21 protein-coding genes are annotated in these 25,914 nt (G+C 62.6%); 9 read left to right on the forward strand and 12 right to left on the reverse strand.

The features are described 5' to 3' along the window. Nucleotides 1-29: 29 nt before the first annotated feature. A complete protein-coding gene (locus tag CO670_RS10710; protein ID WP_097590210.1) occupies nucleotides 30-518 on the forward strand; it encodes a MaoC family dehydratase in 489 nt (162 codons plus the stop codon). Between the two features lie 126 nt (nucleotides 519-644). On the opposite strand, the gene CO670_RS10715 is transcribed toward CO670_RS10710, so the two are convergent. The 4 genes from CO670_RS10715 to CO670_RS10730 all read right to left on the reverse strand — a co-directional run bounded on the left by CO670_RS10715 (nucleotide 645) and on the right by CO670_RS10730 (nucleotide 5,880). Further along, entirely contained in the window at nucleotides 645-1,193 is a 549-nt protein-coding gene (locus CO670_RS10715; RefSeq protein WP_097590211.1) for a sarcosine oxidase subunit gamma, read from the reverse strand. Further along, on the reverse strand, nucleotides 1,186-4,179 hold the full coding sequence (locus CO670_RS10720) for a sarcosine oxidase subunit alpha (RefSeq protein ID WP_097590212.1): 2,994 nt from the start codon (nucleotides 4,177-4,179) through the stop codon (nucleotides 1,186-1,188). The genes CO670_RS10715 and CO670_RS10720 overlap by 8 nt, the downstream gene beginning before the upstream one ends. Continuing rightward, nucleotides 4,176-4,517: a sarcosine oxidase subunit delta gene (locus CO670_RS10725; RefSeq protein ID WP_097590213.1), complete on the reverse strand. Its 342-nt coding sequence runs from the start codon at nucleotides 4,515-4,517 to the stop codon at nucleotides 4,176-4,178. Before CO670_RS10725 ends, CO670_RS10720 begins: the two co-directional genes overlap by 4 nt. Before the next feature lie 109 nt (nucleotides 4,518-4,626). Then, nucleotides 4,627-5,880, reverse strand: coding sequence for a sarcosine oxidase subunit beta family protein (locus tag CO670_RS10730; RefSeq protein ID WP_088677838.1), 1,254 nt, complete (start codon nucleotides 5,878-5,880; stop codon nucleotides 4,627-4,629). 288 nt (nucleotides 5,881-6,168) lie between these two features. Between CO670_RS10730 and CO670_RS10735 the strand changes: the two genes are divergently transcribed. Next, entirely contained in the window at nucleotides 6,169-7,200 is a 1,032-nt protein-coding gene (locus CO670_RS10735) for a FecR domain-containing protein (protein ID WP_097590214.1), read from the forward strand. A gap of 6 nt (nucleotides 7,201-7,206) precedes the next feature. Here CO670_RS10735 and CO670_RS10740 read toward each other — a convergent pair whose 3' ends face one another. Then, nucleotides 7,207-9,378 (reverse strand): adenylate/guanylate cyclase domain-containing protein, encoded by a 2,172-nt coding sequence (locus tag CO670_RS10740; RefSeq protein WP_097590215.1) that lies wholly within the window; start codon nucleotides 9,376-9,378, stop codon nucleotides 7,207-7,209. 316 nt (nucleotides 9,379-9,694) lie between these two features. On the opposite strand from CO670_RS10740, the gene CO670_RS10745 reads away from it, so the two are divergent. The 5 genes from CO670_RS10745 to CO670_RS10765 all read left to right on the forward strand — a co-directional run bounded on the left by CO670_RS10745 (nucleotide 9,695) and on the right by CO670_RS10765 (nucleotide 15,287). After that, nucleotides 9,695-11,245: an adenylate/guanylate cyclase domain-containing protein gene (locus CO670_RS10745; protein ID WP_245425789.1), complete on the forward strand. Its 1,551-nt coding sequence runs from the start codon at nucleotides 9,695-9,697 to the stop codon at nucleotides 11,243-11,245. 156 nt (nucleotides 11,246-11,401) lie between these two features. Then, nucleotides 11,402-11,614 carry a 30S ribosomal protein S21 gene (rpsU, locus tag CO670_RS10750; protein WP_003585885.1) on the forward strand — a complete coding sequence of 71 codons (213 nt, stop codon included), beginning with the start codon at nucleotides 11,402-11,404 and terminating at the stop codon, nucleotides 11,612-11,614. Between the two features lie 134 nt (nucleotides 11,615-11,748). Continuing rightward, nucleotides 11,749-12,618 (forward strand): tetratricopeptide repeat protein, encoded by an 870-nt coding sequence (locus CO670_RS10755; protein ID WP_097590217.1) that lies wholly within the window; start codon nucleotides 11,749-11,751, stop codon nucleotides 12,616-12,618. A 474-nt stretch (nucleotides 12,619-13,092) separates the two neighbouring features. Continuing rightward, complete coding sequence (locus CO670_RS10760) at nucleotides 13,093-14,745, forward strand: sensor histidine kinase (RefSeq protein ID WP_097590218.1); 1,653 nt, start codon at nucleotides 13,093-13,095, stop codon at nucleotides 14,743-14,745. A 59-nt stretch (nucleotides 14,746-14,804) separates the two neighbouring features. Continuing rightward, entirely contained in the window at nucleotides 14,805-15,287 is a 483-nt protein-coding gene (locus CO670_RS10765; RefSeq protein ID WP_097590219.1) for a DUF992 domain-containing protein, read from the forward strand. Nucleotides 15,288-15,371: 84 nt separating this feature from the next. On the opposite strand, the gene CO670_RS10770 is transcribed toward CO670_RS10765, so the two are convergent. The 6 genes from CO670_RS10770 to CO670_RS10795 all read right to left on the reverse strand — a co-directional run bounded on the left by CO670_RS10770 (nucleotide 15,372) and on the right by CO670_RS10795 (nucleotide 22,173). Then, nucleotides 15,372-16,766: an NAD(P)(+) transhydrogenase (Re/Si-specific) subunit beta gene (locus CO670_RS10770; RefSeq protein WP_097590220.1), complete on the reverse strand. Its 1,395-nt coding sequence runs from the start codon at nucleotides 16,764-16,766 to the stop codon at nucleotides 15,372-15,374. 7 nt (nucleotides 16,767-16,773) lie between these two features. Further along, on the reverse strand, nucleotides 16,774-17,172 hold the full coding sequence (locus CO670_RS10775; RefSeq protein ID WP_097590221.1) for a proton-translocating transhydrogenase family protein: 399 nt from the start codon (nucleotides 17,170-17,172) through the stop codon (nucleotides 16,774-16,776). After that, on the reverse strand, nucleotides 17,172-18,320 hold the full coding sequence (locus CO670_RS10780; protein WP_097590222.1) for a Re/Si-specific NAD(P)(+) transhydrogenase subunit alpha: 1,149 nt from the start codon (nucleotides 18,318-18,320) through the stop codon (nucleotides 17,172-17,174). Before CO670_RS10780 ends, CO670_RS10775 begins: the two co-directional genes overlap by 1 nt. 200 nt (nucleotides 18,321-18,520) lie before the next feature. Further along, complete coding sequence (locus tag CO670_RS10785) at nucleotides 18,521-18,745, reverse strand: aa3-type cytochrome c oxidase subunit IV (protein ID WP_097590223.1); 225 nt, start codon at nucleotides 18,743-18,745, stop codon at nucleotides 18,521-18,523. 228 nt (nucleotides 18,746-18,973) lie between these two features. Next, on the reverse strand, nucleotides 18,974-19,726 hold the full coding sequence (locus tag CO670_RS10790; protein WP_097590224.1) for a hypothetical protein: 753 nt from the start codon (nucleotides 19,724-19,726) through the stop codon (nucleotides 18,974-18,976). Nucleotides 19,727-19,869: 143 nt separating this feature from the next. Then, nucleotides 19,870-22,173 carry an EAL domain-containing protein gene (locus CO670_RS10795; protein ID WP_097590225.1) on the reverse strand — a complete coding sequence of 768 codons (2,304 nt, stop codon included), beginning with the start codon at nucleotides 22,171-22,173 and terminating at the stop codon, nucleotides 19,870-19,872. Between the two features lie 329 nt (nucleotides 22,174-22,502). Between CO670_RS10795 and CO670_RS10800 the strand changes: the two genes are divergently transcribed. Further along, nucleotides 22,503-23,042 (forward strand): TRAP transporter small permease subunit, encoded by a 540-nt coding sequence (locus tag CO670_RS10800; protein WP_097590226.1) that lies wholly within the window; start codon nucleotides 22,503-22,505, stop codon nucleotides 23,040-23,042. Between the two features lie 21 nt (nucleotides 23,043-23,063). Then, a complete protein-coding gene (locus tag CO670_RS10805) occupies nucleotides 23,064-24,551 on the forward strand; it encodes a TRAP transporter large permease subunit (RefSeq protein ID WP_097590227.1) in 1,488 nt (495 codons plus the stop codon). Nucleotides 24,552-24,669: 118 nt separating this feature from the next. Here the strand turns inward: CO670_RS10805 and CO670_RS10810 are convergent, their stop codons facing one another. Then, nucleotides 24,670-25,776 (reverse strand): TRAP transporter substrate-binding protein, encoded by a 1,107-nt coding sequence (locus CO670_RS10810; protein ID WP_088677823.1) that lies wholly within the window; start codon nucleotides 25,774-25,776, stop codon nucleotides 24,670-24,672. Between the last annotated feature and the right edge of the window lie 138 nt (nucleotides 25,777-25,914).

Here is a 25,914-nt window from a genome sequence, read left to right on the forward strand (position 1 = left end):
GGCCCAGCGGCTTTTCTCACGAGGAATTCATGGTCAAGGAAATTTCACTCTCCGACGTGCGGGGATTGATCGGCATGGAAACTGGCCTTTCGGATTGGATCACCGTCGATCAGACGATGATCGACGCCTTTGCGGGGGCAACCGACGACCACCAGTTCATTCATGTCGACCCTGAGCGCGCGGCCGCTGAGAGCCCCTTCGGCGGCACCATCGCCCATGGCTTCCTGACGCTGTCTCTGCTGTCGGCGATGAACTATAACTGCCTGCCGAAAGTGCGCGAGCAGACCATGGGCATCAACTACGGCTTCGATCGCGTCCGCTTCATGACGCCGGTCAAGAGCGGCGCCCGCGTCCGTGGCCGCTTCCTGCTCTCCGAAGCGCGCTTCCGCGGCGGCGGCATGCTGATGACCACTTATGACGTGACGATCGAGATCGAAAACGAGAAGAAGCCGGCGCTGACGGCAAGATGGATCACCATCATCCAGTTCGATCCGAAGGATCGTCCTGAGGACTTGTAGGCAAGCGCGGCTCTGTTCCAGCCGGATCCCGCACAGGCGCCACTCTATAACGAAAGCGGGGTCGCAACTGTCGTTCGCGACCCCGAAAGTATTATCTAGCTTTTAGGCAGCCGGGATTGGCAAGCTTCAATGCCCGGCATCTTCCGCTGCCTCGGCCAGCAGTCCGAAGACGAAATCGGAAAACGACCGCCAGCACTCCACCCGGAACGTATCCTCTTCCGTGCGCAGAAGCACGATTTCCGCCTTGCCGAAAATGGTCCGCGAGGCGGCGCCGACAGGGAAGGAGGCAAGCGAGAGATCCTGCGGGCAGCCGGCGGCAAGCGTAGTCTCTGCACCGGGTCCCGAGACGATGACCGCGATATTGCGGTGGGAAACGTCGGTTGCCGAATGCACGGCGCCGGCGCCGGAAAGCGCCGCCATCAGATCGGCGCCATCCTCGTCGATGACCAGCCACTCGTCCGGACCGATCCAGAGCACCGAGCGCGCACCAGCGCGGCTGGATGTTTTCGGGGCGGTCGGCACGGACAGGCCGAGAGCAGAGGAAATCGCGGCAAGCGATCCTGCCGGGGCGCGCAGCGCCACGCGGGTCGCGGCCGGTGCGACCGTCAGGCGCACGGTTGCGGAGCCGCCGAGACGGCCGGCCAAAGCCGGCTTGCGAATTGCGACATCAGCCATGGATGCGGCCTCCTTCCTTGTCAAAGAACACCAGATCCGTCACTTCGACGGCGATCGTCCGGTCCGGCATCGGCACATAGAGCGTTTCGCCCATCCGCGCCCGGCCGCCGGCGACCAGCGCGAAGGCGATCGACCGGCCGCAATTTTCCGACCAGTAGGACGAGGTGACGTGGCCGAGCATGGTCATCGGCTTCGGTTCGTTCGGGCTCGCGACGATCTGCGCACCCTCTTCAAGCACCAGCTTCGGATCCTTGGTAACGAGACCGACGAGCTGCTTGCGTCCCTCCTTGACGAGGTCCGGCCGCTGCAGTCCGCGAATGCCGACGAAGTCCTTCTTCTTCTTCGAAACAGCCCAGGCGACGCCCGCGTCGTCGGGGGTCACGGTCCCGTCGGTATCCTGGCCGACGATGATGTAGCCCTTCTCGGCGCGAAGAACGTGCATCGTCTCGGTGCCATAGACGCACGCGCCGAGCGGTTCGGCATTGGCCCAGACCGCTTCGAGCACCGACTGGCCGTAATCGGCCGGCACGTTGATTTCGAAACCGACTTCACCGGTGAAGGAGACGCGGAAGAGCCGCGCCGGCACGCCGCAGACCGTGCACTCGGCAACGCTCATATGCGGGAAGGCCTCGTTCGACAGGTCGAGTCCCTCGACCAGCGGTTCGACGATCTCGCGCGCCTTCGGCCCCTGCACGGCGATGACTGCCCATTGCTCGGTCACCGAGGTCAGCCATACCTTCAGATCGGGGAATTCCGTCTGCAGGTAGTCTTCCATGTGGTGGAGAACACGCGGCGCGCCGCCTGTCGTCGTCGTCACGTGGAAACGATCCTCCGCCAGGCGCCCGACGACGCCGTCGTCATAAACGAAACCGTCCTCGCGCGTCATGATGCCGTAGCGCGCCTTGCCGGGCTTCAGCGTGTCCCAGGCGTTGGTATAGATGAGATTGAGGAATTTGGCCGCATCCGGGCCTACCACCTCGATCTTGCCGAGCGTCGAGGCATCGAAGATACCTGCCGACTCGCGGGCCGTGCGGCATTCGCGCGCGACAGCCTGATGCATGGTCTCGCCCGCCTTGGGATAGAACCACGCACGCTTCCAGTTGCCGACATCCTCGAAGACCGCGCCGTGGGCTTCTTCCCAGTCGTGCAGCGGCGTCTTGCGCGTCGGATCGAACAGCTTTCCGCGCGAATGGCCGATCAGCGTACCGTAGGTCACCGGCGTATAGGGCGCGCGGAAGGTGGTGAGGCCGACCCGCGGGATTTCCTTGCCGAGCATTTCGGCGGCGATCGCCAGACCATGCATGTTGGAAAGCTTGCCCTGGTCCGAGGCCATGCCGTTGGTGGTGAAGCGCTTGATGTGCTCGATCGAGTGCATGCCCTCGCGCACGGCCAGGCGGATATCCTTGGCGCAGACATCGTGCTGGAAATCGATGAAGGCCTTGGCGTTCGTCTTCGGCCCGGCGCCTTCGGCAGCACCGATCATGCCGCCCGTCCAGTCATAGGGCTGCTCGGCCGAGATGGTGATTTTCCCGCCGCCCTTTTTGCCGGCGGCCTGCGCCATCAGTTCACCGGCGGCAAGCGATTCCTCGACCGTCCGCTGCAGATCGTCGGTGCCGTTGCAGGCGCCGACCGAGAGGCAGTCCTGCGCATAGGTGCCCGGCAGGAAGCGCTGGCTTTCGGCATCGAAGGCCACCTTGCCGCGCGATTGCGAGAACAGATGGACCGACGGCGTCCAGCCGGCCGAAACCAGGAGTGCATCGACCGCGATCTTGCGCTGCGAGCCGCCGCCGTTGCGCGCCACCGTCATCGACGAGATGCGCAGCCGCCCGGCCGTGTTGACAACCGATTGACCCACCAGAACATCGATGCCGAGCGCACGCGCCTCTGCCAGCACCGCCGCTCCCGGCGTCTGCCTGCAATCGACGATGGCGGCGATCGAAACGCCGGCACGCTTGAGATCGAAAGCCGCTTCATAGGCGGAATCATGCGCCGTGTAGACGCCGACATTGGTGCCGACGGCGACGCCGTAATGATTGAGATACATCCGCCCCGCCGAAGCCAGCATGATGCCCGGCCGGTCGTTGTTCGGAAATACCATGTGCCGTTCGATCGCGCCGTTGGCAAGGATCACCCGCTTGGCCCGGACCTGCCACAGCCGCTCGCGCGGCAGATCGTGGGAAGGCTTGGAGATATGATCGGTGACGCGTTCGGCGAGGGCGACGAAATTGTGGTTGTAATAGCCGAAGGCGGTCGTGCGGATGAGCACTTCGACATTGTCCATCGCCTTCAGCCGCGCCACGGTCTTCTGCGCCCAGGCGTAACCATCCTGACCGTCGATCGTCACGCCGGCGTCGTAGCGCAGCGCTCCACCCGCTTCCGCCTGCTCGTCGCAGAGGATCACCTTTGCACCGGTCTCGGCCGCGGCCAGCGCCGCCGAAAGTCCGGCAACACCGGCGCCGACCACCAGCACGTCGCAATGGGCGTAGCGGCTGGCGTAATGGTCCGGATCCTCCTCCGTCGGCGCGACGCCGAGGCCGGCGGCACGGCGGATGAACGGCTCATAGACGTGTTTCCAGGCGGCGCGCGGCCACATGAAGGTCTTGTAGTAGAAGCCGGCGGCGAAGAACGGCGACATCAGATTGTTGACCGCACCGACATCGTAGGCAAGCGAGGGCCAGCGGTTCTGCGACTGGACGATCATGCCGTCGAAGATTTCCTGCACCGTGGCGCGCACGTTCGGCTGCTTGCGCGCCTTGTCGCGGGCGACGTCGATCAGCGCGTTCGGCTCCTCGGCGCCGGCCGACAGAATGCCGCGGGCCCGGTGATACTTGAACGAACGGCCGACGAGGTGGATGCCGTTGGCGATCAGCGCCGAGGCGACGGTATCGCCCTCAAGCGCCATATAGCTCTTGCCGTCGAAGCTGAAACGCGCGGTCTTGGCCGGCGTCAGGCGCCCCTTCCCGGCGATACGATGTGCACCGCTCATTGCGCCTCTCCTTCCACGGCTTCATATGTCTCGACTGGCGCATGCTGCTCGGCTTCGGCGCCGATCCGCGGCTTCGGCTCGCCCGCCTTGTAGGTCATGACGAACTGGTCGCTGACCGTATCGCGCGCCGCATTGAAGAAGCGTCCGCAGCCATGAATATGGCGCCAGCGTTCGAAGATCAGCCCCTTCGGGTTCTCGCGCAGAAAGAAATAAGTCTCGAATTCCTCGTCCGAAATCGAAGCGATATCGGCAGGCCGCACGATGTGGGCGTCACCCGCGCCGCGGAATTCGAGCTCGGAACGCTCTTCCTGACAATAAGGGCAATGGATCAGCAGCATGTGAGATTTCCTTCTCCTCCCCTTCTCCCCATCGAGGAGAAGGTGCGTGCAAAGCGGATGAGGGGGTGAGCGACGAAAGCGGCGAGCATCCGGGCAAAAACATCCATCATCAGTGCGCCACCGCCGCAGCCGCAGCCTCGTCGATCAGCCGGCCGCTGCGGAAGCGTTCCAGCGTCAGGCCGGCGTTGAACTTGTGCGGCTCGTCGCGGGCGATCAGGTGGGCAAAGAGATTGGCCGAACCGGGCGTCGCCTTGAAGCCGCCGGTGCCCCAGCCGCAATTGACGTAGAGCCCGGGAACCGGCGTCTTCGACTGGATCGCCGAACGGTCCGGCGTATTGTCGACGATGCCGCCCCATTGCCGCATCATCTTGACGCGCCGGAACATCGGGAAGAGTTCGCAGATGGCGTCGAGCGTGTGCGTGATGATCTGCAGCCCGCCGGTCTGGGAATAGGAGTTGTACTGGTCCGTGCCGGCACCGATGACGAGCTCTCCCTTGTCCGACTGGGAGATATAGGCATGCACCGTGTTCGACATGACGACGCACGGGAAGATCGGCTTCAGCGGCTCGGAAACCAGCGCCTGCAGCGGGCTCGATTGCAGCGGCACGCGCACATCTGCCATCTTCATGATCGTCGAGGTATGGCCGGCCGCCGACACGCCGACTTTTTTGGCGCCGATGAAACCGCGCGAGGTCTCGACGCCGGTCACGCGCCCGTCGGGCGCGCGGCGGATGCCGGTCACTTCGCAGTTCTGGATGATGTGGACACCGCGATCCGATGCTGCGCGCGCATAGCCCCAGGCGACCGCATCGTGGCGCGCCGTGCCGCCGCGCCGCTGGAGCGCCGCACCGTTGATCGGGTAGCGCGCGCTCGCCGAAATATCGAGCGGCGGGCAATAGGCCTTCGCCTGCTCCGGCGTCAGCCATTCATTGTCGATGCCGTAGAGCCGGTTCGCATGGATGTGCCGCTTGAAGGACTGCTGGTCGTGAATATTGTGCGAGAGCATCATCACGCCGCGCGGCGAATACATCACATTGTAGTTGAGCTCCTGAGAAAGCCCCTCCCAGAGCTTCATCGAATGCTCGTAGATGTGCATGCTCTCTTCGTAGAGATAGTTCGAGCGGATGATGGTGGTGTTGCGGCCGGTATTGCCGCCGCCAAGCCAGCCCTTCTCGATCACCGCGACATTGGTGATGCCGTGCTCCTTGGCAAGGTAATAGGCAGCTCCCAGGCCATGGCCGCCGGCGCCGATGATGACGACATCGTATTCGGCGCGAGGCTCCGGTGAAGTCCACTGCTTCTCCCAGCCTCTGTGGCCACGCAGGGCCTCTCGCGCCACGGCAAAAACCGAATATTTCCGCATCCGCCTTCTTCTCCTTCGGGCAAGAGCTGTTCTCCGCGCCCATACAAATCGCAAATCCAAATGCGGCACAACGGCTCTTTTGCGACAGGCGAGAGCTTTGGTTTTGACACTGTGCGACATGATTCCGAAACGGTGCAATTTTGAGGCGTGCCCGGACCCAAGGTGACACCCTCTGGAAGATGAGGCAAAGCCCGCATGGCGCCCGACGGGCCTGCCCTAGCCCAAGTGGGCGAGAAGACAAGCAGTTACTAAAATGTTAATTCTCCCCGTCTTGCCGGGGTCTGTATCATGTGGGGTCGGCGTTCATTACTCGCGGCGCTTTGCATTGCGCTCTCCACGATGCGGCCAGCGATCGCCGCAGAGCCCGTCGGCCAAGCCGTCGTCATCAAGACAGAAGTGACGGGACAGGCCGGGCCGATCGAAGTCAACACCAGCGTTCACCGCGACGAGCGCATCCGGACGTCTCAATCCGGGCTCGGCCAATTCCTGTTCCGCGACGGCACCAAGCTCGCAGTCGGCTGGGGCTCGTCCGTCGTCATCGACAAATATGTCTTCGACGACTCGCAATCGGTCAGGAAACTCACCATCAAGGCCGCGAAAGGAACCTTCCGCTGGGTCAGCGGCAATTCGAAATCCTCGGCCTACCAGATCCTGACGCCCGCCGGCACCATCGGCGTGCGCGGCACCGCATTCGACTTTTACGTCGGCCCCGACGGCACCACTGCCGTCGTGCTGTTGAATGGCGCAGCCAGCTTCTGCGGTCCGGGCGGTTGCCGCCAGTTGCAGCAGCGCTGCGATTGCGTCGTCGCCAAGCCGAACGGCGATATGTCGCCGGCCCGCCGGGTCGATCCCAGCGTTCTCGATACGCTCGGAAATTCACGCGCCCTGCCCTTCCTCTCCGGCAATCAGCGGCTTGCGGGCGGCATCGGCATGCTCGGCGGCTGCAACATGGCCTCGGTCGCGCCGGAAAGAAAAGATCGGATACGGCCTCCGCCGGCAGCAGCGCCTGCGCCGCAAAAGCAGGATCCGCCGCAGAAACAGGCCGAGCCGCAAAAAGAGCGGCCGAACAAGCCCGACAAACCGCATCACGACAGGCCGCATCACGACAAGCCGGATAAGCCCAGCAAGCATGATGGCCATGGCCGGCATGACACCGACGGCAAGCCGGGAAATCACGGCGAGGATCATCGAGATCACGACCGTGATCATGGCGGAAATCGCGATCGTAATCACGGCGGGGACCGCGATCGTGATCACGGCGGAGACCGCGATCGTGATCATGACAAAGATCGGGGCAGGAATTTCAATCGCGGCCGGTAAAGTCCTTCAGTCGGCGACGCTCTTTTCGCTCCCCTCCGGCGCCTCGCGAAAATGATCGGTCCTGCCGGATATGCGCTGGTAGAATTCCGCCAGAGCGCCGGTCACCTGCACCGCCCTCAGCTTGGCGGCGCTGATCAGCTTTCGGCTGTTCCGCGAATGCGATTGCAGGGCCTCCATCAACTGCCTGTGAACGGCCTCGAGCGCGGCGAACTCCTGAGATGCCGCGACCCGTTCATCGCCGACGACGGCCAGGATCTGCGTCCGGCTGCTCTTTCCCTTGAGTGGCAGCGCGCCGGCCTCGATCAGCGCCATTCCCTGCACGGACCGTGCGGTGCTGTCGGAGATGAGGATATCGAAGCCGACCTCCTTGCAGCACGACTCGATGCGGGCCGCGACGTTGACGGCATCTCCGACGGCCGAATAGTTGAAGCGGGTCTTGGCGCCCATGTTGCCGACGCAGGCAAGGCCGGTATGGATGCCGATGCCGATACTGACCTGCTGATCGGGCCCGAAACCGAAAGCGTCGCCGGCGTTCAATTCGGCAAGTGTCTCGCGCATGGCAAGCGCGGTGCGAACTGCCTTGGTCTCGTGATCCGCCACATCGACCGGCGCATTCCAGAACGCCATGATCGAATCGCCGATGAACTTGTCGAGCGTCCCCTCATTGGCCACGACATGGCGGCTCAGCGCATCGAGCAGCGTATTCAGGAAGGCGACGACCTCCGTCGGCGCCAGCCGCTCGCTCATCTCGGTAAAATTCCTGACGTCGACGAACATCATCGTCAGCTCGCGGTCGTCTCCGCCGAGACGCAATGCATCACGATTATGCTCGATGCGATGGAGCAGCGACGGAGAGAGATAATGCCCGAAAGCGCGCCGCACCTCGCGCCGCTCTCGGTCGATCACCAGGATCTTGAACGAGGTCGCGGCAAAATGGGTGATCGATCCGCTGATGATCGGCGCCAGCGGATCGAAGAGAAGCCCGGCATAGAGAAAGGAGAGCCACGACGCGACAAGCGCCATTGCCGTGACCAGCAGGCCGCAGACCAGTGCAACGGCGGGGCTGACGAAGGTCGTCACCACGACGAGCAGGCACCCAAGCACCGCGATGACGAGGATTTCAAGCCCGTCCGCCCAGTCGGGCCGGGACAGGAACTGGCCGGAGAGGATCTGCTCCACGGCCTGCGCATGCAGCGAAACGCCGGGAACGTTCTCGCCGAGCGCCGTGACGCGGATGTCCTGCAGGCCGGCCGCCGATGTGCCGACGAAGACGATGCTGCCGGCGATGGCGGCTGCGGTCTCGGGAGACGCCCCTTCCGGCGCAAGCACCTGCCGGACGGATATGTAACGCTCGGCCCGATCGGGAGTGACATAGAGCCAGAGTTCGCCCGCCGCCGTCAGCGGCACGACGAAATCCCCGATCTTCGCCGTGGTCATGATACCGGCGCGATCGGGCGCTCCTGCCAGCACATAGGTCGAGGCCCCCTGCGCCACGCGCAGCGCTTCGACCGCGAGATTCGGATAAAGCTGCGTGCCATCGGTCAGGAACAGCGGAACCGCCCGCACCACCGGCGAGGGATTGCCGGGATTGAGGCTGATATGGCCGAGCCCGGCCGCGTTGGCCTCCAGTTGCGGCCTGAGCGGCGTCGAGGCGCCGAGATGGGGCGGCGCCGAGACGGGGCTTTCGCCCGTAAAGGCGAAACCCGCCTTCACGGGCGGCCGGTAATTGCCCTCGTTGGAGAGGCCGAAACCGAGCACGACGGGCTTCTCGGCGATCGAACGGGCGAAGATCTCGTCATTGTCGGGCAGCTTTTCGGCAAGCGAAGGATCGATCCCGGCCACCTCGCGCACGACATTGCGGGGCGACAGCCGGTCCGGCTCGGAGAACAGAACATCGAAGGCGATGGCCGCAGCGCCCATTTCCGAAAGCCGGTCCACCAGCAGAGCCAGCCGGTCTCGCGGCCACGGCCATTGGCCGAATTCGCGCAGCGAAGCCTCGTCGATGTCGATGACCCGGACCGGCATCGGCGCGAAGGTTCTGGGAACGAGCCGCTGATACTCGTCGAACGTCACGCCGCGGATCAGCTTGAAAATTCCGGGATCGCCGGCGCGCAGCATCGTCAGCAGAGCCACGATCGCCAGACCGATAACGACACCGATTTGCTGGACGCGCGTCATGATCTCACCGGCTGTCCCCTCCCACGGCCGGCGGAGCAGGCCCGCAGCTGCCTGAAGACAGGCTACGCCGCTTTCGCTCCAAACGCCATTCGCACATCGAGCCCGGCTTCTCCCTTTTTGGCCTGCCGCGCGACGTCTCCAATTTTGGCCGTGCTTTTGCCTGCATGACAAGGGCTTCGATCTTGCCGGGCAGGCGACGAAATGTTCTTGTAGCGATCGAAAATCGGATGCTTTCCAAAAAGAATGAGGGTCGCCCGTGATTTCCGAATCCGCCGCGCGTCGGAGCGGCTACTGGCTCATTGTCGTGGTGCTGGCCATGCTCGCGGGGCTGCCGCTTGCCGTCTGGCTCGACATCAGCGACCTCTCGGGAAATACCCTGCGGCGGCAGGCGCGCGACATGAGCTCGCTGATATCGAGCATCCGCTCTTATTATTCCACGAATGTCGTTGGGCGTGTTCTGGCCGCGCATGCGAGCGGAGGCACGGCAGGCACGGTCGTCTCCCATAACTACGCCAATATCCCGGGCGCCATACCGCTGCCGGCAACCCTTTCCCTGGAACTCGGCGACGTCATCAAGGAGCAGCAGGCCAATATCACCTACCGTTTCGTTTCCGACCTCCCCTTCAAGAGCCGCGCATCCCACGAGCTCGACGACTTCGAGAAGCAGGCGCTCGCGGCCCTGCGCGCCAATCCGCAGCAGACGCTGAACGACCTTACCCGCGTCGGATTGACCGATACGTTGAGGTTCATCACCCCTGTCGTCATGGGCCAGGCCTGCGTCGCCTGCCACAACAGCCATCCCGAAAGCCCCAAGACCGATTGGAAAGTGGGTGATGTGCGCGGCATTCAGGAAGTCATCATCAGACAGCCTTACGTGAGCAACGTCTTCGCCTTCAAATACCTGCTCTGCTATTTTCTGTTCGTCGCCGTCATCGGCATCGCCTTCATCCTGCTCCAGCGCCAGCAGACGCGGGCGATCCACGCCGCCAACCAGGATCTGGAAGCGGCGAACGAGTTCCTCGCCAGCGTTTCCCTGAAGATCTCGCGTTATCTCTCGCCGCAGATCTACAAGAGCATCTTCAGCGGGCAGAAGGACGTCGTCGTCCATACCGAGCGCAAGCGCCTGACCATCTTCTTCTCCGACATCAAGGATTTTACCGCGACCACCGAGCGCCTGCAGCCGGAAGCCCTGACGGAGATGCTGAACGAATACCTGACCGAAATGTCGAACATTGCGCTCGAGCATGGCGGCACGGTGGACAAGTTCATCGGCGACGCGATGCTGGTCTTCTTCGGCGATCCCGAGACGAAAGGCCCCGAGGAGGATGCGAAAGCGTGCCTGCGCATGGCCGTCGACATGCAGCGCCGCCTCGGAGAACTCAAGGACAGGTGGCGCAGGAACGGAACCGAGGAGCCGTTCGTGGTCCGCATGGGAATCAACAGCGGTTATTGCAATGTCGGCAATTTCGGCAGCAGCGACCGCATGGACTATACGATCATCGGCGCCGAGGCCAATCTCGCGGCCCGGCTGCAATCGATCGCCCAGGGCGGAGAAATCGTCATCAGCTACGAAACCTATGCGCTGGTGAACGAGATCGTCGACGCCCATCCCTTGCCGCCGATCACGATGAAAGGCATACAGCGTGAGATCGTGCCCTATGCGGTAGACGGGCTGAAGCTCGGCGCCGATCACAGGAGCCGCGTTCTCAGCGAACACCTTGCCGGCCTCGACTTGCATCTCGATATGGGCCGGCTGGAGCCGGCCGATCGCCTGCGGGTCAGGACAGCCCTCAAGGAGGCGATCGCCGCGCTGGATGAAACCCTGCCCGAGGCAGCCGATCGCAGCCGGGTATCGGGCGAGGCGTGATTTTTCCGCCCGCTCTCCATATCCGTCTGGACTTCCCTTATCCGATCTGCTATCCCGCATCACCAATCGCAAGGCTGCGGCCGCGCGAACGTTATATTTTTGCCCCTGGCGCAGCGCTGCCTCAGGCATCAACCAAACCAAAGGAACGTGATTCTCGTGCAGGTACTTGTCCGCGATAACAATGTCGATCAGGCTCTCCGCGCTCTCAAGAAGAAGATGCAGCGCGAAGGCATTTTCCGCGAAATGAAGATGCGCGACTACTACGAGAAGCCGTCGCAGAAGCGTGCTCGCGAAAAGGCCGAGGCTGTTCGCCGCGTTCGCAAGCTGGCCCGCAAGCGCGCCCAGCGCGAAGGCCTGGTCGCACGCTAAGCGTTGCCGTCGTTTTTTCGACGTTTTCAGATGCATTGTGGCGGGGGCGATGGGTTCGCCGCCGCCTTTTTAGTTTGCCGCTGAAGATCGCATATCCGCGTACCGGATATGCCGCATGGGGAAAGCGAGCCCGAATGGCTGATATCACCTTCAATCCGTCCCGCGCCTGGCGCTTGCAGAAAACCGCATTCCTGCCCGCCTTGACGCTGGCCGCCATGCTCGGCCTCGCCGGCTGCGAGACGACCAACACCACGGATGCGGTGATCCGCATCGACAAGGCGCAAGGCTCGGAAGAAAACATCGCGTCGCTGACCGCTGTTATCAACGCCAATCCGAGGGATCCCGAAGGCTACAATGTCCGCGGTTCCGCCTATGGCCGCGGCGGCCAGTTCCGGCAGGCGCTGAACGATTTCAACACGGCCCTACAGATCAACCCGCGCTTCTTCCAGGCCTATGCCAACCGCGCCCTGGTCTATCGCAACATGGGCCAGCAGCAGCAGGCGATTGCCGACTATAACGCCGCTCTGCAGATCAATCCGAGCTACGACGTCGCCTATATCGGCCGCGGCAATGTCTATCGCATGGCCGGCCAGGACGATGCGGCCTTCAACGATTTCAACAAGGCGATCCAGCTCGGCACCACCGATGGGCGCGCCTATCACAATCGTGGTCTGATCTTTCAGAAGCGCAATCAGCAGGACAAGGCGATCGACGATTTCTCGAAGGCCATCTCGCTCGCGCCGAATTCGCCCGAGCCCTATAATGGCCGCGGCATCTCCTATTTCGCGCTGAACGATGACGACAACGCCTTTGCCGATTTCAATCATGCGATCGAACTCAACGGCAACATCGCCGAATCCTGGGCCAACCAGGCGCTCGTCTACGAACGCCGCGGCGACAAGGCGAAGGCCGCCCGCTCCTACCGCCACGCAGTCGGCCTCGATCCCAAATACCAGCCGGCCCGCGACGGCCTGGCCCGCGTCGGCGTCGCACCAGCCGGCTAAGGACATGCATTGGGCGGCCCGGAATACCGGCCGCCCGCAACGGCCTCTTGCCGCCGATCGGAACACCGGCGGAGATCTTGGCAAGCTAAGCGAATCCTCCGGCGCCATTTTGAGCGCGTTTTTGATTGGGCGCCGTCCATAGGCGCCATCCAGCCCGCACAGGCGGTTCCGCCCGCGTCAAAAAAGCAGGCCGAAAAAACGTTCGCCCTCTTCGATGGCATGTCATACTGTGTTGCAACCTGCTGCTCCTCCCCCTAACATGCGCCTGCTTCGATAGCCTGCTATCGGCGATACGAAACGCATTGAGGGCGGTTTGCGAGAGATGAGGATCTTTGCTTTCCTGGCCGCGAACGAAAACTGTTGCGGGCTGCGCGCATCGCAGCGCCGCGCCTCTTTTCAGAGGCGTAGAGGACGCTGCAGCACTTTGAAGCGCTGCATGGCTTCATCCACCGCGCAGGTTATGTGGCGCAATAGATGAAGATCGTCGCACTGTTCTTTCCCAAGGCCTCGATCGGCACCTATCTCGTCGCCATGGCGGTGGCGATCGCACTGCCGATCTTTGCCTTCGTGGCACTGCTTCTGCTGCAGCTGGAGGATAACCAGCGCTCGGCGCTGAAACGCGAGACGGCCCAGGATGCCGTTGCCCTTTCGCGCATCATCGACCGCCAGCTGCAGGATATGGCGACGACGCTGCGGCTGCTGTCGAGCTCGCCGGAACTGGAAAACGGCAATCTCGCCGCCTTCCACGAGCGCACGGAAACAGCGTTGCGGAACAATTCGCTGTTCGTCATCGCCGTCGACCGCACCGGCCAGCAACTCCTGAACACGCGCCGGGCCTTCGGCACGCCGCTCGACAAAGTGGCGAACATGCCGTCTCTCGAATCGGCTATGACCTCCGGCCGCATCGAGGCTTCCGATGTCTTCCGCGGCCGGACCAGCGGCGACTGGGTCTATAATGTCACCCTGCCACGGCCGAACGATCCCGTCGCAGCCCTTATCATCACCCAGGACGCCAAGGATCTGGGCAGGCTCGTGACCACCGAAGGCCTTGCCCCCGGCTGGTCGGCCGCCATCATCGACCAGAGCGGCCATGTCGTCGCCGCCACCGGACCGGCCAATCTCGAACCCGGCACGCCCTTCGACCCGCGCATCCTGCCGGCGCTCGGCACCTTCCGGGGCGTTTTCGAGGATGAGGCGGTCCTGCCGCACATGCTTCTCGGTTATGCCCAGATTCCCGGCTGGTCCTGGAAGACGGTCATCTGGGGGCCGGTCGCCCAGGCTTCGATCCTCAGCACCTGGCGCTTCCTCATCATCGGCGGCGTCGCGCTGGTGCTCGTCGCCGTGCTGGCCGCCTATGCCGTTGCAAGGCAGGTCCGCACCACCATCCGCGAGATCGCCGACATGGCGAACCGCATGGGCGAAGGTCATATCGTCTCGCCCGTCGAGACCAGCGTCATCGAGGCGAACCAGGTGGCGATCGCCCTTTCGAATGCCTCATTCGATCGCAGCCAGACCGAAGACCGGCTGCGCTTCGTCATGCATGAACTCGTCCACCGCACCAAAAATCTCCTGACGCTTGCCCAGGCGATGATGCGCCAGCTCGCCAAACAGGCCGACAGCGTCGAGACCTTCCAGGCCGCCGTCGCCGATCGCCTGGAGGGGCTGGTGCGCTCCATCGAACTGCTGACAAGCGAGCAGTGGGGAGGCGTATCGCTGAGGCGGGTCGTCGACATCCACCTGCAGGCCTTCCCGCAAGCGCGCGAACAGATCGAAGTCAGCGGTAAAGATTTCGTCCTGAAGCCGGATGCGGTGCAGAATCTCGGCCTTGCCCTGCATGAACTCGCCACCAATTCGGTGAAATACGGTGCGCTCTCCGTGCCGCAGGGCCGTGTTCGCTTCGAATGGCGGGATGTGAAGGAAGAAGACAAGCCGGAGGCCCTGCTCCGCTTCACCTGGGACGAGCGCGGCGGCCCGCCGGTAACGCAGCCCTCGCGCTCGGGTTTCGGCACGACTGTCATCAAGGCCCATGCCGCCGCTGCCTTTCGCGGCACGGTCGAGGTGGATTTCCGGCCCGAAGGCCTCCTATGGGTTTTGACGGCCCAGCGTGGCACGCTGGAGCGGGAATAGCGCAGGAACAATCGCCATCCCCACCCGTTTCGGACAGGTCGTTCCAAAGGAGAAAGACCATGTTCAAGCAAACGATGATCGCAGCCGCAGCACTGGCCGCGGCTGTCTGGGCCGGCCCGGCCGGCGCGGAAAACTATGTCACGCTTGGCCGTCTGGTCTGCGGATCGGATGGCGGCCAAGGCCTGATCATCACCTCACAGAAGAACCTCATCTGCACCTATACGCCGGCAGCGGGCGGCCCCAAGGCGGTCTATGCCGGCAAGATCGAAAAATTCGGCCTGGATATCGGCCAGACCGGCAAGAGCGTGATGATCTGGCAGGTGCTGGCGAAGACCGGTACGGATATCCCGCAATTCGCGCTTGCCGGTGAATATTACGGCGTCGGTGCCGATGCCAGCATCGGGGCGGGCGCCGGAGCCAAGGTGATCGCCGGCGGCACCAACAAAGCCTTCATGCTGCAGCCGCTGAACGTCCAGGCCCAGGAAGGGCTGAACCTCGCGATCGGCGTCGAGAAGATGACGCTCGTGCCGGGCGAGGTATAGGAAAGGCGCTGACCGCAGCCGGCATGGCGGATGTCATGCGGCTTGAATTAAACAGCCGCCCGAAGGCGGCTGTTTCAGCGTCGCTCAATGCACGATCGCCTTGTTGATGTCCTCGGTCATCTTCTTGGCGTCGCCGAGCAGCATCATCGTGCCGTCCTTGTAGAACAGCGTATTGTCGATGCCGGCATAACCCGAACCGAGCGAGCGCTTGACGAAAAGGCAGGTCTTGGCCCGGTCGACGTCGAGGATCGGCATGCCGTAGATCGGCGAGGTCTTGTCGTCGCGCGCAGCCGGATTGGTGACGTCGTTGGCGCCGATAACATAGGCGACGTCGGCCTGGGCGAATTCCGAATTGATGTCCTCGAGCTCGAAGACCTCGTCATAGGGAACATTGGCTTCGGCAAGCAGCACGTTCATATGGCCGGGCATACGGCCTGCGACCGGGTGGATCGCATATTTCACCTCGACGCCGTTCTTCTTCAGATTGTCGGCGAGTTCGCGCAGCGCATGCTGGGCCTGGGCGACCGCCATGCCGTACCCCGGCACGATGATCACCTTCGACGCATTCGCCATCAGATAGGCCGCATCCTCGGCCGAGCCGAGCTTGACCGTCCTGTCCGACGTATCGGCTCCGCCCGACGCCGTCTCGCCGCCGAAACCACCGAGAATGACCGAGATGAAGGAGCGGTTCATGCCCTTGCACATGATGTAGGAGAGAATGGCGCCGGAAGAGCCGACAAGCGCGCCAGTGATGATCAGCGCCAGATTGCCGAGCGTGAAGCCGATGCCGGCCGCAGCCCATCCGGAATAGGAATTCAGCATCGAAACGACGACGGGCATGTCGGCACCGCCGATCGGCACGATCAGCAGAACCCCGAGCGCCAGCGACAACGCCACCACGGCCCAGAAGTCGAAATGACTTTCGGTGGCGGCAAGGCCGATGATGAAGAGCACGATCAGCACCAGCAGGGCCGCATTGATGACATGCCGGTAAGGCAGCAGGATCGGCTTGCCGGACATGCGCCCGTCGAGCTTCAGGAAGGCGATGATCGAACCGGTAAAGGTGAGTGCCCCGATCGCCACGCCGAGCGCCATCTCGACGCGCGCCTCGGTATGGATATGGCCGATCTCGCCAATGCCGAAGGACGCAGGCGTGTAGAGCGCGGAAGCCGCCACCAGCACGGCGGCAAGGCCGACCAGCGAATGGAAGCCGGCGACGAGCTGCGGCATCGAGGTCATGGCGATGGTACGGGCAACATAGGCGCCGACGCTGCCGCCGATGGCCAGGCCAAGGACGATCAGTACGAAACCGCCGAAATTAGGCGTCGCCAGCACGAGCGTCGTCAGGATGGCGATTCCCATGCCCACCATGCCGTAGAGATTGCCCTTGCGGCTGGTGGCCGGATGCGACAGGCCGCGCAGCGCCAGGATGAAGAGAACCCCGGAGACGAGGTAAAGGAAAGCTGCGATATTGGTCATCGGTCCCTCACCTGTCCTTCTTGCGGTACATCGCAAGCATTCGCTGCGTGACGAGGAAGCCGCCGAAGATATTGACCGAGACGAGCACGAGGGCGACGAAACCGAAGCCGGTCGCAAGCCCGCTTGTGGAGATGCCGACCGCCAGAAGCGCGCCGACGACGATGACCGAGGAGATCGCATTGGTGACGGCCATCAGCGGCGTGTGCAGCGCCGGCGTCACCGACCATACGACGTAATAGCCGACGAAGATCGACAATACGAAGATCGCGAGCTGGAAGACGAAAGGGTCGATCGCCCCGCCGGTCGCAGCGCTTGCCGCCTCCGGCGCCTGGGCGGCGGCCGTGACGACGGCGGTCACCGCCTGGTCGAGCTGCTCCAGCGCTCTGTCCATTGCTTCACTGGCCATCACATGTCTCCCTTCTTCGCGCCGCCGAAGGCGGGATGAACGACATCGCCGGCATAGGTCAGCATGGTCGCCTTGACGAGTTCGTCGTCCAGATTGACGACGACGCTCTTGCTTTCCTTGTTGACCATCGTCTCGAGGAAAGTGACGAGGTTCTTGGCGTAGAGTGCCGACGCGCTGGCGGCGACCCGGCCCGGCATGTTGGCAAAACCGATCACCTGCACGCCTTCGACGTCGGCGACCTCGCCGGCAACCGCACCTTCGATATTGCCGCCGCGCTCCACGGCGAGGTCGACAGCCACGGCACCCGGCTTCATCGAGGCCAGCATGGCGCGCGAGACGAGCCGCGGCGCCGGACGGCCGGGAATGAGCGCGGTGGTGATGACGATATCCTGCTTGGCGATATGTTCGGCGACGAGCGCTGCCTGCTTGGCCTGATAGTCGGCCGACATCTCCTTGGCATAGCCGCCGGCCGTTTCCGCCGCCTTGAACTCTTCGTCCTCGACGGCGATGAACTTGGCGCCGAGGGAGGAAACTTGCTCCTTGGCGGCGGGGCGGACATCGGTGGCCGAGACCGCAGCACCCAGGCGGCGCGCGGTGGCGATCGCCTGGAGACCGGCAACACCGGCGCCCATCACGAAGACCTTGGCGGCCGGCACGGTGCCTGCCGCCGTCATCATCATCGGCATGGCGCGGTCATAGACCGCGGCCGCCTCGATGACGGCCTGATAGCCGGCGAGATTGGCCTGGGATGAGAGCACGTCCATGGACTGGGCGCGGGTAATGCGCGGCATCAACTCCATGGCGAAAGCAGAAAGCCCGGCGCCTGCGAGGGCCGCGATCGCTTCATCATTGCTGTAGGGATCCATGATGGCGATGACGACCGCGCCGCTCTTATAGCCTGCGATTTCCGATGGGCTCGGACGGCGCACCTTCAGCACCACGTCGGCGGAGGCGGCATCCGCAAAACTGCCGATCCTGGCGCCTGCGGCCTCGAACTCGGCGTCCGGAATGCGCGACGCCGCACCGGCACCGGTTTCGACCACGACGTCGAAGCCGAAACCCTTCATTTTCTTCACGGTTTCGGCAGAAGCGGCGACACGCGTCTCCCCGTCCGTGACTTCCCTTGCAACGAAAATAATATTGCCCAACTGCCCCCTCCTCCGGGTCAGCCAGACCGCCGCAGGCGCGCCTGCGCAGGCCAAGCACCGAGCTCACAAAGCTTCAGAGAAGCCTCCCTCCCCTGGAGCAGCGGACGTCCCTCCGACGCACAACGCTCCAGCCCTTCCAATCTGCTTAATCGCGCTTTCCCCGCATCGAGCCCGGCTTCGGGCCGATGCGCCGGACGCGATCAGCGGACCATGAAGATGCCGATGGCGAGAAGAACGATGAAGACGAAGAGACCGCCGAGAAGGCCGGCGCCGCCGAAGAAACCGGCGGTCATCGCGAGCAGGAGAACGACGAGAAGCATCGTGCCGTATTTCGTGCCGGCAATGAACATGTTGTAGGTCTGCTCATGTTCCTTGTAATCCATCGGCGCGCCGGTCTCGACCGGTCCGGTATGATGTTCGGCCATAAATATCGTCTCCCTGAAATGCCTTTGCGCTGCCTGATTCCCTTGGCTGCGCCGAGGGAAGTCCCTGCCTGCAGGAATTACACAATGACAGGCGAAAGCGCAATGCATGAGAATGCCGCAGCCGCGGTTGCAAACCACCTTCTCCCACAAGGGAAAAAGCGCGTCTGACCACCGGCTGCGGATCTTGTCATCGCCGCCTGCCCTCTCTCATCCAGAGAGCTGCAGAAATCAGAGCGGCAGGTCGGTGCCGAGTTCGCCCGGCGGCACGAAACGGGCCGTCGGAATGATCGTGAGCGGCGGCAGCGTGTCGTTGGGATTGCGCGAAAACATCATGCGCTGCTCGCTGGCGCTGGAGATGAAGAAGGGATAGCGCGTCAGCAGCTTGCGGCCGACCTCGATCACATTCGTCGCCATCAGCGTCATGTCGATGCCGTAATTCTTCGCCAGCCGGCCCGGCACGACCGTATCGGCATAGAAGACCCGCTTGTAGAAAGCGGCATGCGGCGGTCGGACGAACTGAAGAACGCGGTCCGCGCGGAAATAGGCGGCCGCGACGATCGTCGGCCTGAGCGTCAGATAGGGAACCCACGGCATATCGGCGGTGAGCTCCGGATCGGCCGCGAAGCGCGCCGGATCGATCAAGGTCAGGCCTGCATCCAGAAGCTCGTCCATCGCCTCCGGGAAGGCGCCGCCGGATTGGCTGAGGCGATGTTCAGGTGTCACATAATGAACCCGGATCGTGCTGACCAGTTCACCATAATAATACAGGCCGAAGACATAGGCATGGCTGTCGAAATCGCTGTCATCCAACAGCCCCTTCGGGGCCAGCGCCAGCACGTCATGGGCCTTGTAGGCCTTGTAACGCAGGCGTTCGACCTCTTCCATGTCTTCGCTGCTTTCGACCCGGCGATATTCGACGTGGTCCAGAATTTCCAGGATTTTGGTGCTGAAATCGCTACGCTTGAACAGTGACTCTGACATTCTCATGATCCGCTCGTTAACGGATCATTAATCATACGCCACCAACATTTGCGCAAGTAAATCCGGTAATTCCGGGCGAATACCAATTGTTAAGGTTAATAGGGCGCCAGATTTTCAGTCGGAAAACTGATCGTTAAAGACCGTCAGGCGACCTTGTTGCGGCGGCGTTGCACGACGCGGCGGCCGATGCCCTGTTGCAACAGGGGAATGTTCTGAGACGGCACAGGCGGCGAGAAAACGTAGCCCTGCACGAGATCGGTGCTGCGGTGCTTGTTGAGCAGCGCGAGCTGCTCCTCGGTCTCGACGCCCTCGATGACGATCTTCAATCCGAGTTCGCGCGCGAGGTGGACCGTACCACGCAGGAGCTTCAGGCGACGGGTATCCTCGACGATGTTGCGCACGAAGGAACGGTCGATTTTGACGATATCGAGCGGCAGCGTGTCGAGATAGCTGAGGCTGGAAAAGCCGGTGCCGAAATCGTCGATGGCGATGGTGATGCCGCGGGCCCTGAGCTCCGCCAGGATGGCGCGCACGGCCTGCGGCTCGTCGATCAGGCAGCTTTCGGTGACTTCGAGATGCAGCCGCGCCGCATCCAGGCCGGAATGGGCAAGCGCATCGGCGACGACCGCGAGAATGTCCGCATCGCGCAGATCCCGCGCCGAAAGATTGACCGAGACGGCAATATGCTCCGGCCAGTTCATGCATTCGCTGCAGGCCTTGAACAGCACGAAGCGGGTGATGTCGGAAATGATGCCCATATCCTCGGCGAGCCGGATGAAGACATCGGGCGGGATCGATCCCTTCTCCGGATGCACCCAGCGCGCCAGGGCCTCGGCGCATTCGATCCGTGTGCCGTCGGCCCGGAACATCGGCTGGAAGACGAGATGCAGCGCTTGCGCCGAAACCGCCTCGCGCAGATCCGCCTTCAGCTTCTGCTGCTCGATATAGCGGCCGTCCATTTCCCGCTCGAAGCCCGATATGCCGCCCTTGAGGCGCGACTTGCTTTCGAAGAGCGCAAGATCCGCCTTGACGCTCCATTCGTCGAGCGCAAAGGCGGTGCTTTCGAGGATCGCATAGCCGGCGCTGAGCGAAACCAGGAAAGTGATCTCGTCAACCTCGTAATGACCCTGGATCGCGGCATGCACGCGGCGGATCTCGAGATCGAGCGAAGCCGGTTCCTTCGCATGCGGGAAGAACAGGATGAACTGGTCCCCCATCAGCCGGCCGAGGATGGCGTTGCCCGAAGCCTGCTTGATGCGGGCAGCGATGGCGCAAAGCAGATGGTCGCCGGTGACGTGGCCGCGCATGTCGTTGACATGCTTGAACTCGTCGATGTCGAGCACCATGAAGCCGAGGGGGCCTGATTTCCTCGGATGTTTGGCGAGATATTCCTGCACGAGCTGGCCGAAATATTCCCTGTTCGGCAGGCCGGTCAGCGCATCGAAGCGGACCATGTGCATGATCTTCTGCTCCGCCTTGACCCGGCTCGACACGTCCTCGAAGATCAGCACGGCGCCGCCGTCGGCCCTTCGGCTGGCGGAAAATTCGAGCGACAGGCCCTCGGGAAAATGGATGAGCATGCGCGACAGGTTGCCTTCGGCCACCTGGGTGAGCTGGCGCAGGATGAGCTCCGGCTGCGAAGCATCCATGAAGCTGTGGCGCGCGCCATAACGCAGCACCGCGCCGAGGTCGCGGTCTTTCAGCCGCTCGGGCGCACCGATCTTCAGAAGCTCGCAGGCCTTGCGGTTGACGACCTGGATGCGGTTTTCGGCATCCACCATGACGAGGCCATGCGGCATGTTGTTGAGCGCCGTATCGAAACGGTCGGCGATGATGGTGATTTCCCGGCGCGCGATGACATTTTCGTAGAGGAACTCGCGCACGCCGTTCGCCATGGCCCGCGTCGTCAGCCAGAAAGGAATGAGGAAGATCGACAGCACGCCGCGATAGAAATCCATCGCCAGCAGGCTGCAGACGATCATCGGCAAACAGCAGGAAAATGTCTGGAGATCGACGGCAAGACGCGATCCGTAATTGCGGCCGACGACGGAAACCATGGTCGCCATGGTGACCGAAATGCAGGCCAGCTCCGCGAAGGAATCGTGCACGACGAAGATCGCATAGCCGCTGGCGAAGCCGAGAAGGGCAGTGGTGCAGGCCGCACCAGCCACGAGGATCCGCTCCCAGCGCTCGATGTCGGCGCGCGACAGTCTTTCCTTGTCGACGCGATCGAACTGCCGGAAGATAGCCATGCGGGCGCTGAAGACCAGAAGGAAGGCGAGCGACAACAGGATGTAGATGGAATATTGCGTCTTGGCTGCGACGGCGAGGCAGGTCGCGATGTGGACGATCACGCCAGCAAGAAGCGTCATGCGGTTCCCGGAGAGGGAACTCACAAACGACAGATACACATCTAAAGGGACCCTGTTCGGGTTATCTGGCTTCATCCACACTTTCCCTGTGCGCGGGGAGTCTAAGGCCAACCCTTTAAAAATTGATTTCAATCGGTTCAAACATTTGGTCAAATTTTCTAAAACTAGAGGATGAACCTCACATCTTACAGGCGATAATGCATCCTCTTGGCGAGATTATTGAAATATTTTATCCACGCCAGGGTTGTCCAAATCTCCAGAAGTCGCGCACACCGGCCATCGCGGCTAAGACTATACTCCAAGGCGCGGCATTTATCCTTCCAATTTCCAAGGCCGTGGTCTACATCGATTGCAAAGAAGGAAAGCTGCCGGAAAACCGGCAGGACAAAAGACAAGGGGAACGAATGTCGGCACTTCTGGCAGTCAGCCGGTTGATCGACTGGGTCAGTCGCATCGTGGGCAAATTTTCCGAGTACATGGTACTCTTCTGCTGTCTGATCAGCGCCGGAAACGCCATCGTCCGCTACGCCTTCAATTACAGTTCGAATGGCTGGCTGGAGATTCAGTGGTATCTCTTCGCCTTCGTCGTCATGCTCGGCGCCTCGCATGCGCTGCGCAACAACGAACACGTCCGCGTCGATCTGATCTATGGGTCGGTTTCCGAGAGGGCGAAGATCTGGATCGACATCGTCGGCCTCACCTTCCTGCTCCTGCCCGCATGCATCTATCTCGCCTGGCTGTGCTGGCCGTTTTTCGCCCTCTCCTACCAGCAGGGGGAGATATCGGGCAACGCCGGCGGCTTGATCCGCTGGCCCGTCAAACTGATCCTGGTCGCCGGCTTCGCGCTGCTTTCCCTTCAGGGCGTTTCCGAGCTGATCAAGCGGATCGCAGCGCTCACCGGCCGCATCAGCATCGACACCACATACGAAAAACCGCTGCAGTAACGCGGACCGGGAGGAACTGATTTGTTTGATTTCGGCATCATTCCGCCGGCGATGTTCCTGGGCATGGTCGTCTTCATGCTCTACGGCTTTCCGGTCGCCTTTTCGCTCGCCGCCGTCGGCCTGCTCTTCGGCATCATCGGCATCGCCACGGGCCATTTCAGCGAAGCCTTCCTGCACAATCTGCCGCTGCGCCTGTTCGGCATCGTCTCCAACGACCTCCTGCTCGCCATCCCCTTCTTCACCTTCATGGGCGCGGTGCTGGAGCGATGCGGGCTTGCCGAGGATCTGCTCGAAGGCACCGGCAAGCTCTTCGGCGGCATTCCCGGCGGCCTCGCCTATGCCGTCATCCTCGTCGGCGCCGTGCTCGGCGCCATCACCGGCACGGTCGCCGCCTCCGTCATCACCATGGGGGTGATCTCGCTCCCGATCATGCTGCGCTACGGCTACAGCCCGCGCCTCGCCACCGGCGTCATCGCCGCCTCCGGCACGATCACCCAGGTCATCCCGCCCTCGCTCGTTCTCGTCGTTCTCGCCGACCAGCTCGGCCGGTCGGTCGGCGACATGTATCTCGGCGCGATCGGCCCCTCGATCCTGCAGGTCACGATCTTCGTGCTCTTCATCATGGTGATGTCGATCATCCGGCCGAAATCGATGCCGCCGCTGCCGAAAGAGGTGCGCGGCGACCTCGACTGGGCACTGCTGGCGAAGGTGCTGATGGGCATGGTGCCCTCGATCGTGCTGATCTTCCTCGTGCTCGGCACCATCTTCATGGGCCTTGCCACGCCGACGGAAGCAGGCGCGCTCGGCGTCGTCGGCGCCATGGGGCTCGCTGCCTTGCATCGCCGCCTCACCTGGCCGCTGATCCGCGAGGCGATGACGTCGACCACCCACATCACGTCGATGGTGGTGATGATCCTGATCGGCTCCACCTGCTTCAGCCTGGTGTTCCAGGGCATGGACGGCTCACGCTGGATCGAGCACATGCTCTCAGGCATTCCCGGCGGTCCGGTCGGCTTCCTGATCTTCGTCAATATCTTCATTTTCATCCTCGCCTTCTTCCTCGATTTCTTCGAGATCGCCTTCATCGTCATCCCGATGCTCGCCCCCGTCGCCTCCAGCCTCGGCATCGACCTGATCTGGTTCGGCGTCTTGATCTGCGTGAACATGCAGACGAGCTTCATGCATCCGCCGTTCGGCTTCGCGCTCTTCTACCTGCGCTCGATCGCCGGCAAGGAGGTCAAGACCTCGGATATCTACATGGGCGCGCTCCCCTGGGTCGGCATGCAGATCATCCTGGTGGCGATCGTGATCTTCTGGCCGGAATCGGTAACCTACTGGCTGGACCGCGGCCCGAAGGTGGACCCGAACTCGATCAAGATCGAAGTGCCCGGCTTCGGCGGCCAGCTCGGCCTGCCGCCGGTCGGCGGCGGCAACGGCTCGCCGCAGATCCCCGGTCTCACCTTGCCGCCGCTGAACGGCCTGCCCGGAGCGCCGGCGCCCGGCAAGTAGCGCACCCCGCGCCAAAATGTGCAGCGGTTTTGCGGCAACGACATGCGAGAAAAAGAAAACCCCCGGACCGAAATCCGGGGGTTTTGCCATCAGCTGACATCGGCAGTCTGCGAAAAGCTTAAAGCTTCCCGGCCCGCTGCTGGATCATCATGAACGTGTCGAACGTATATTCCGAAAGCTGCATCCAGAGATAAGCGTCCCGCTTGAAGGCGGTCTGGTCCTCATAGATCTTCTTGAAATACTGGTTCGTGCCGGAGATTTCGCCGTAGATGCCGGTCGCCGCCTGGAAGCAGGCTTCCATGATTTCCTGGCTGAACGGGCGGAGCGTCGCGCCTTCCGCAACCAGCTGCTTCAGCGCCGTCGGGTTCTTCATGTCGTATTTCGCCAGCATGTTGGTATTGGCGAAGGCGCAGGCGTCGGTCAGCGCTGCCTGATAGTGCTTCGGCAGGTTGCTCCATTTTTCGAGATTGAAGAACGCATGCACCGTCGGGCCGCCTTCCCACCAGCCCGGGTAATAGTAGTATTTCGCCACTTTATGGAAGCCGAGCTTCAGGTCGTCATAGGGGCCGACGAATTCAGCCGCGTCGATCGTGCCCTTTTCGAGCGCCGGATAGATGTCGCCGCCGGCGATCTGCTGCGGAATGACGCCGACCTTCTCCATGATCCGCCCGGCAAGGCCGGCGATGCGCATCTTGACGCCCTTGAGGTCGTCGAGCGTGTTGATTTCCTTGCGGAACCAGCCGCCCATCTGCGCCCCGGTATTGCCGGCCGGCAGCGCATACATGCCCTGCGTGGCGTAGAATTCGTTCATCAGCTTGTTGCCATTGCCCTCGTAGAACCAGGCATTGGTCAGGCGGCTGTTCAGCCCGAAGGGAATGGCCGTTCCGAAGGCGTAGGCCGGATCCTTGCCGACGAAATAATAGGAGGTGGTATGCGCCGCCTCGACCGTGCCGGCGGCTACCGCATCGACGGCCTGCAGGCCGGGCACGATTTCACCGGCCGCGAAAGGCTGGATCGTGAAATTGCCGTCCGTGGCGGCGGCGACATGCTTGGAGATGTCCTCAGCGCCGCCATAGATCGTGTCCAGGCTCTTCGGAAACGACGACGTCATGCGCCATGCGATCTTCGGATTCTCCTGCGCGATCGCAGGCGCTGCCAATGCCGTTGCGGCAACCGCTCCGGCGCCGGCGGTCCCCGCCTTCTTGAAAAACGAACGACGATCCATCAAAAACCTCCCGTATAGATGGCGCTGCGCGGCGATCTTCACCCCTACCCGCAGCAAGGGCAAACCTAAGCATGGCGAAGGCCGCGATTCAAGCTTTAGTCTATTAGCCTTTGGCATCAAGACGGCAATAAGGCAATA

Source organism: Rhizobium sp. J15 (assembly GCF_002531825.1).
GTDB lineage: Bacteria > Pseudomonadota > Alphaproteobacteria > Rhizobiales > Rhizobiaceae > Rhizobium.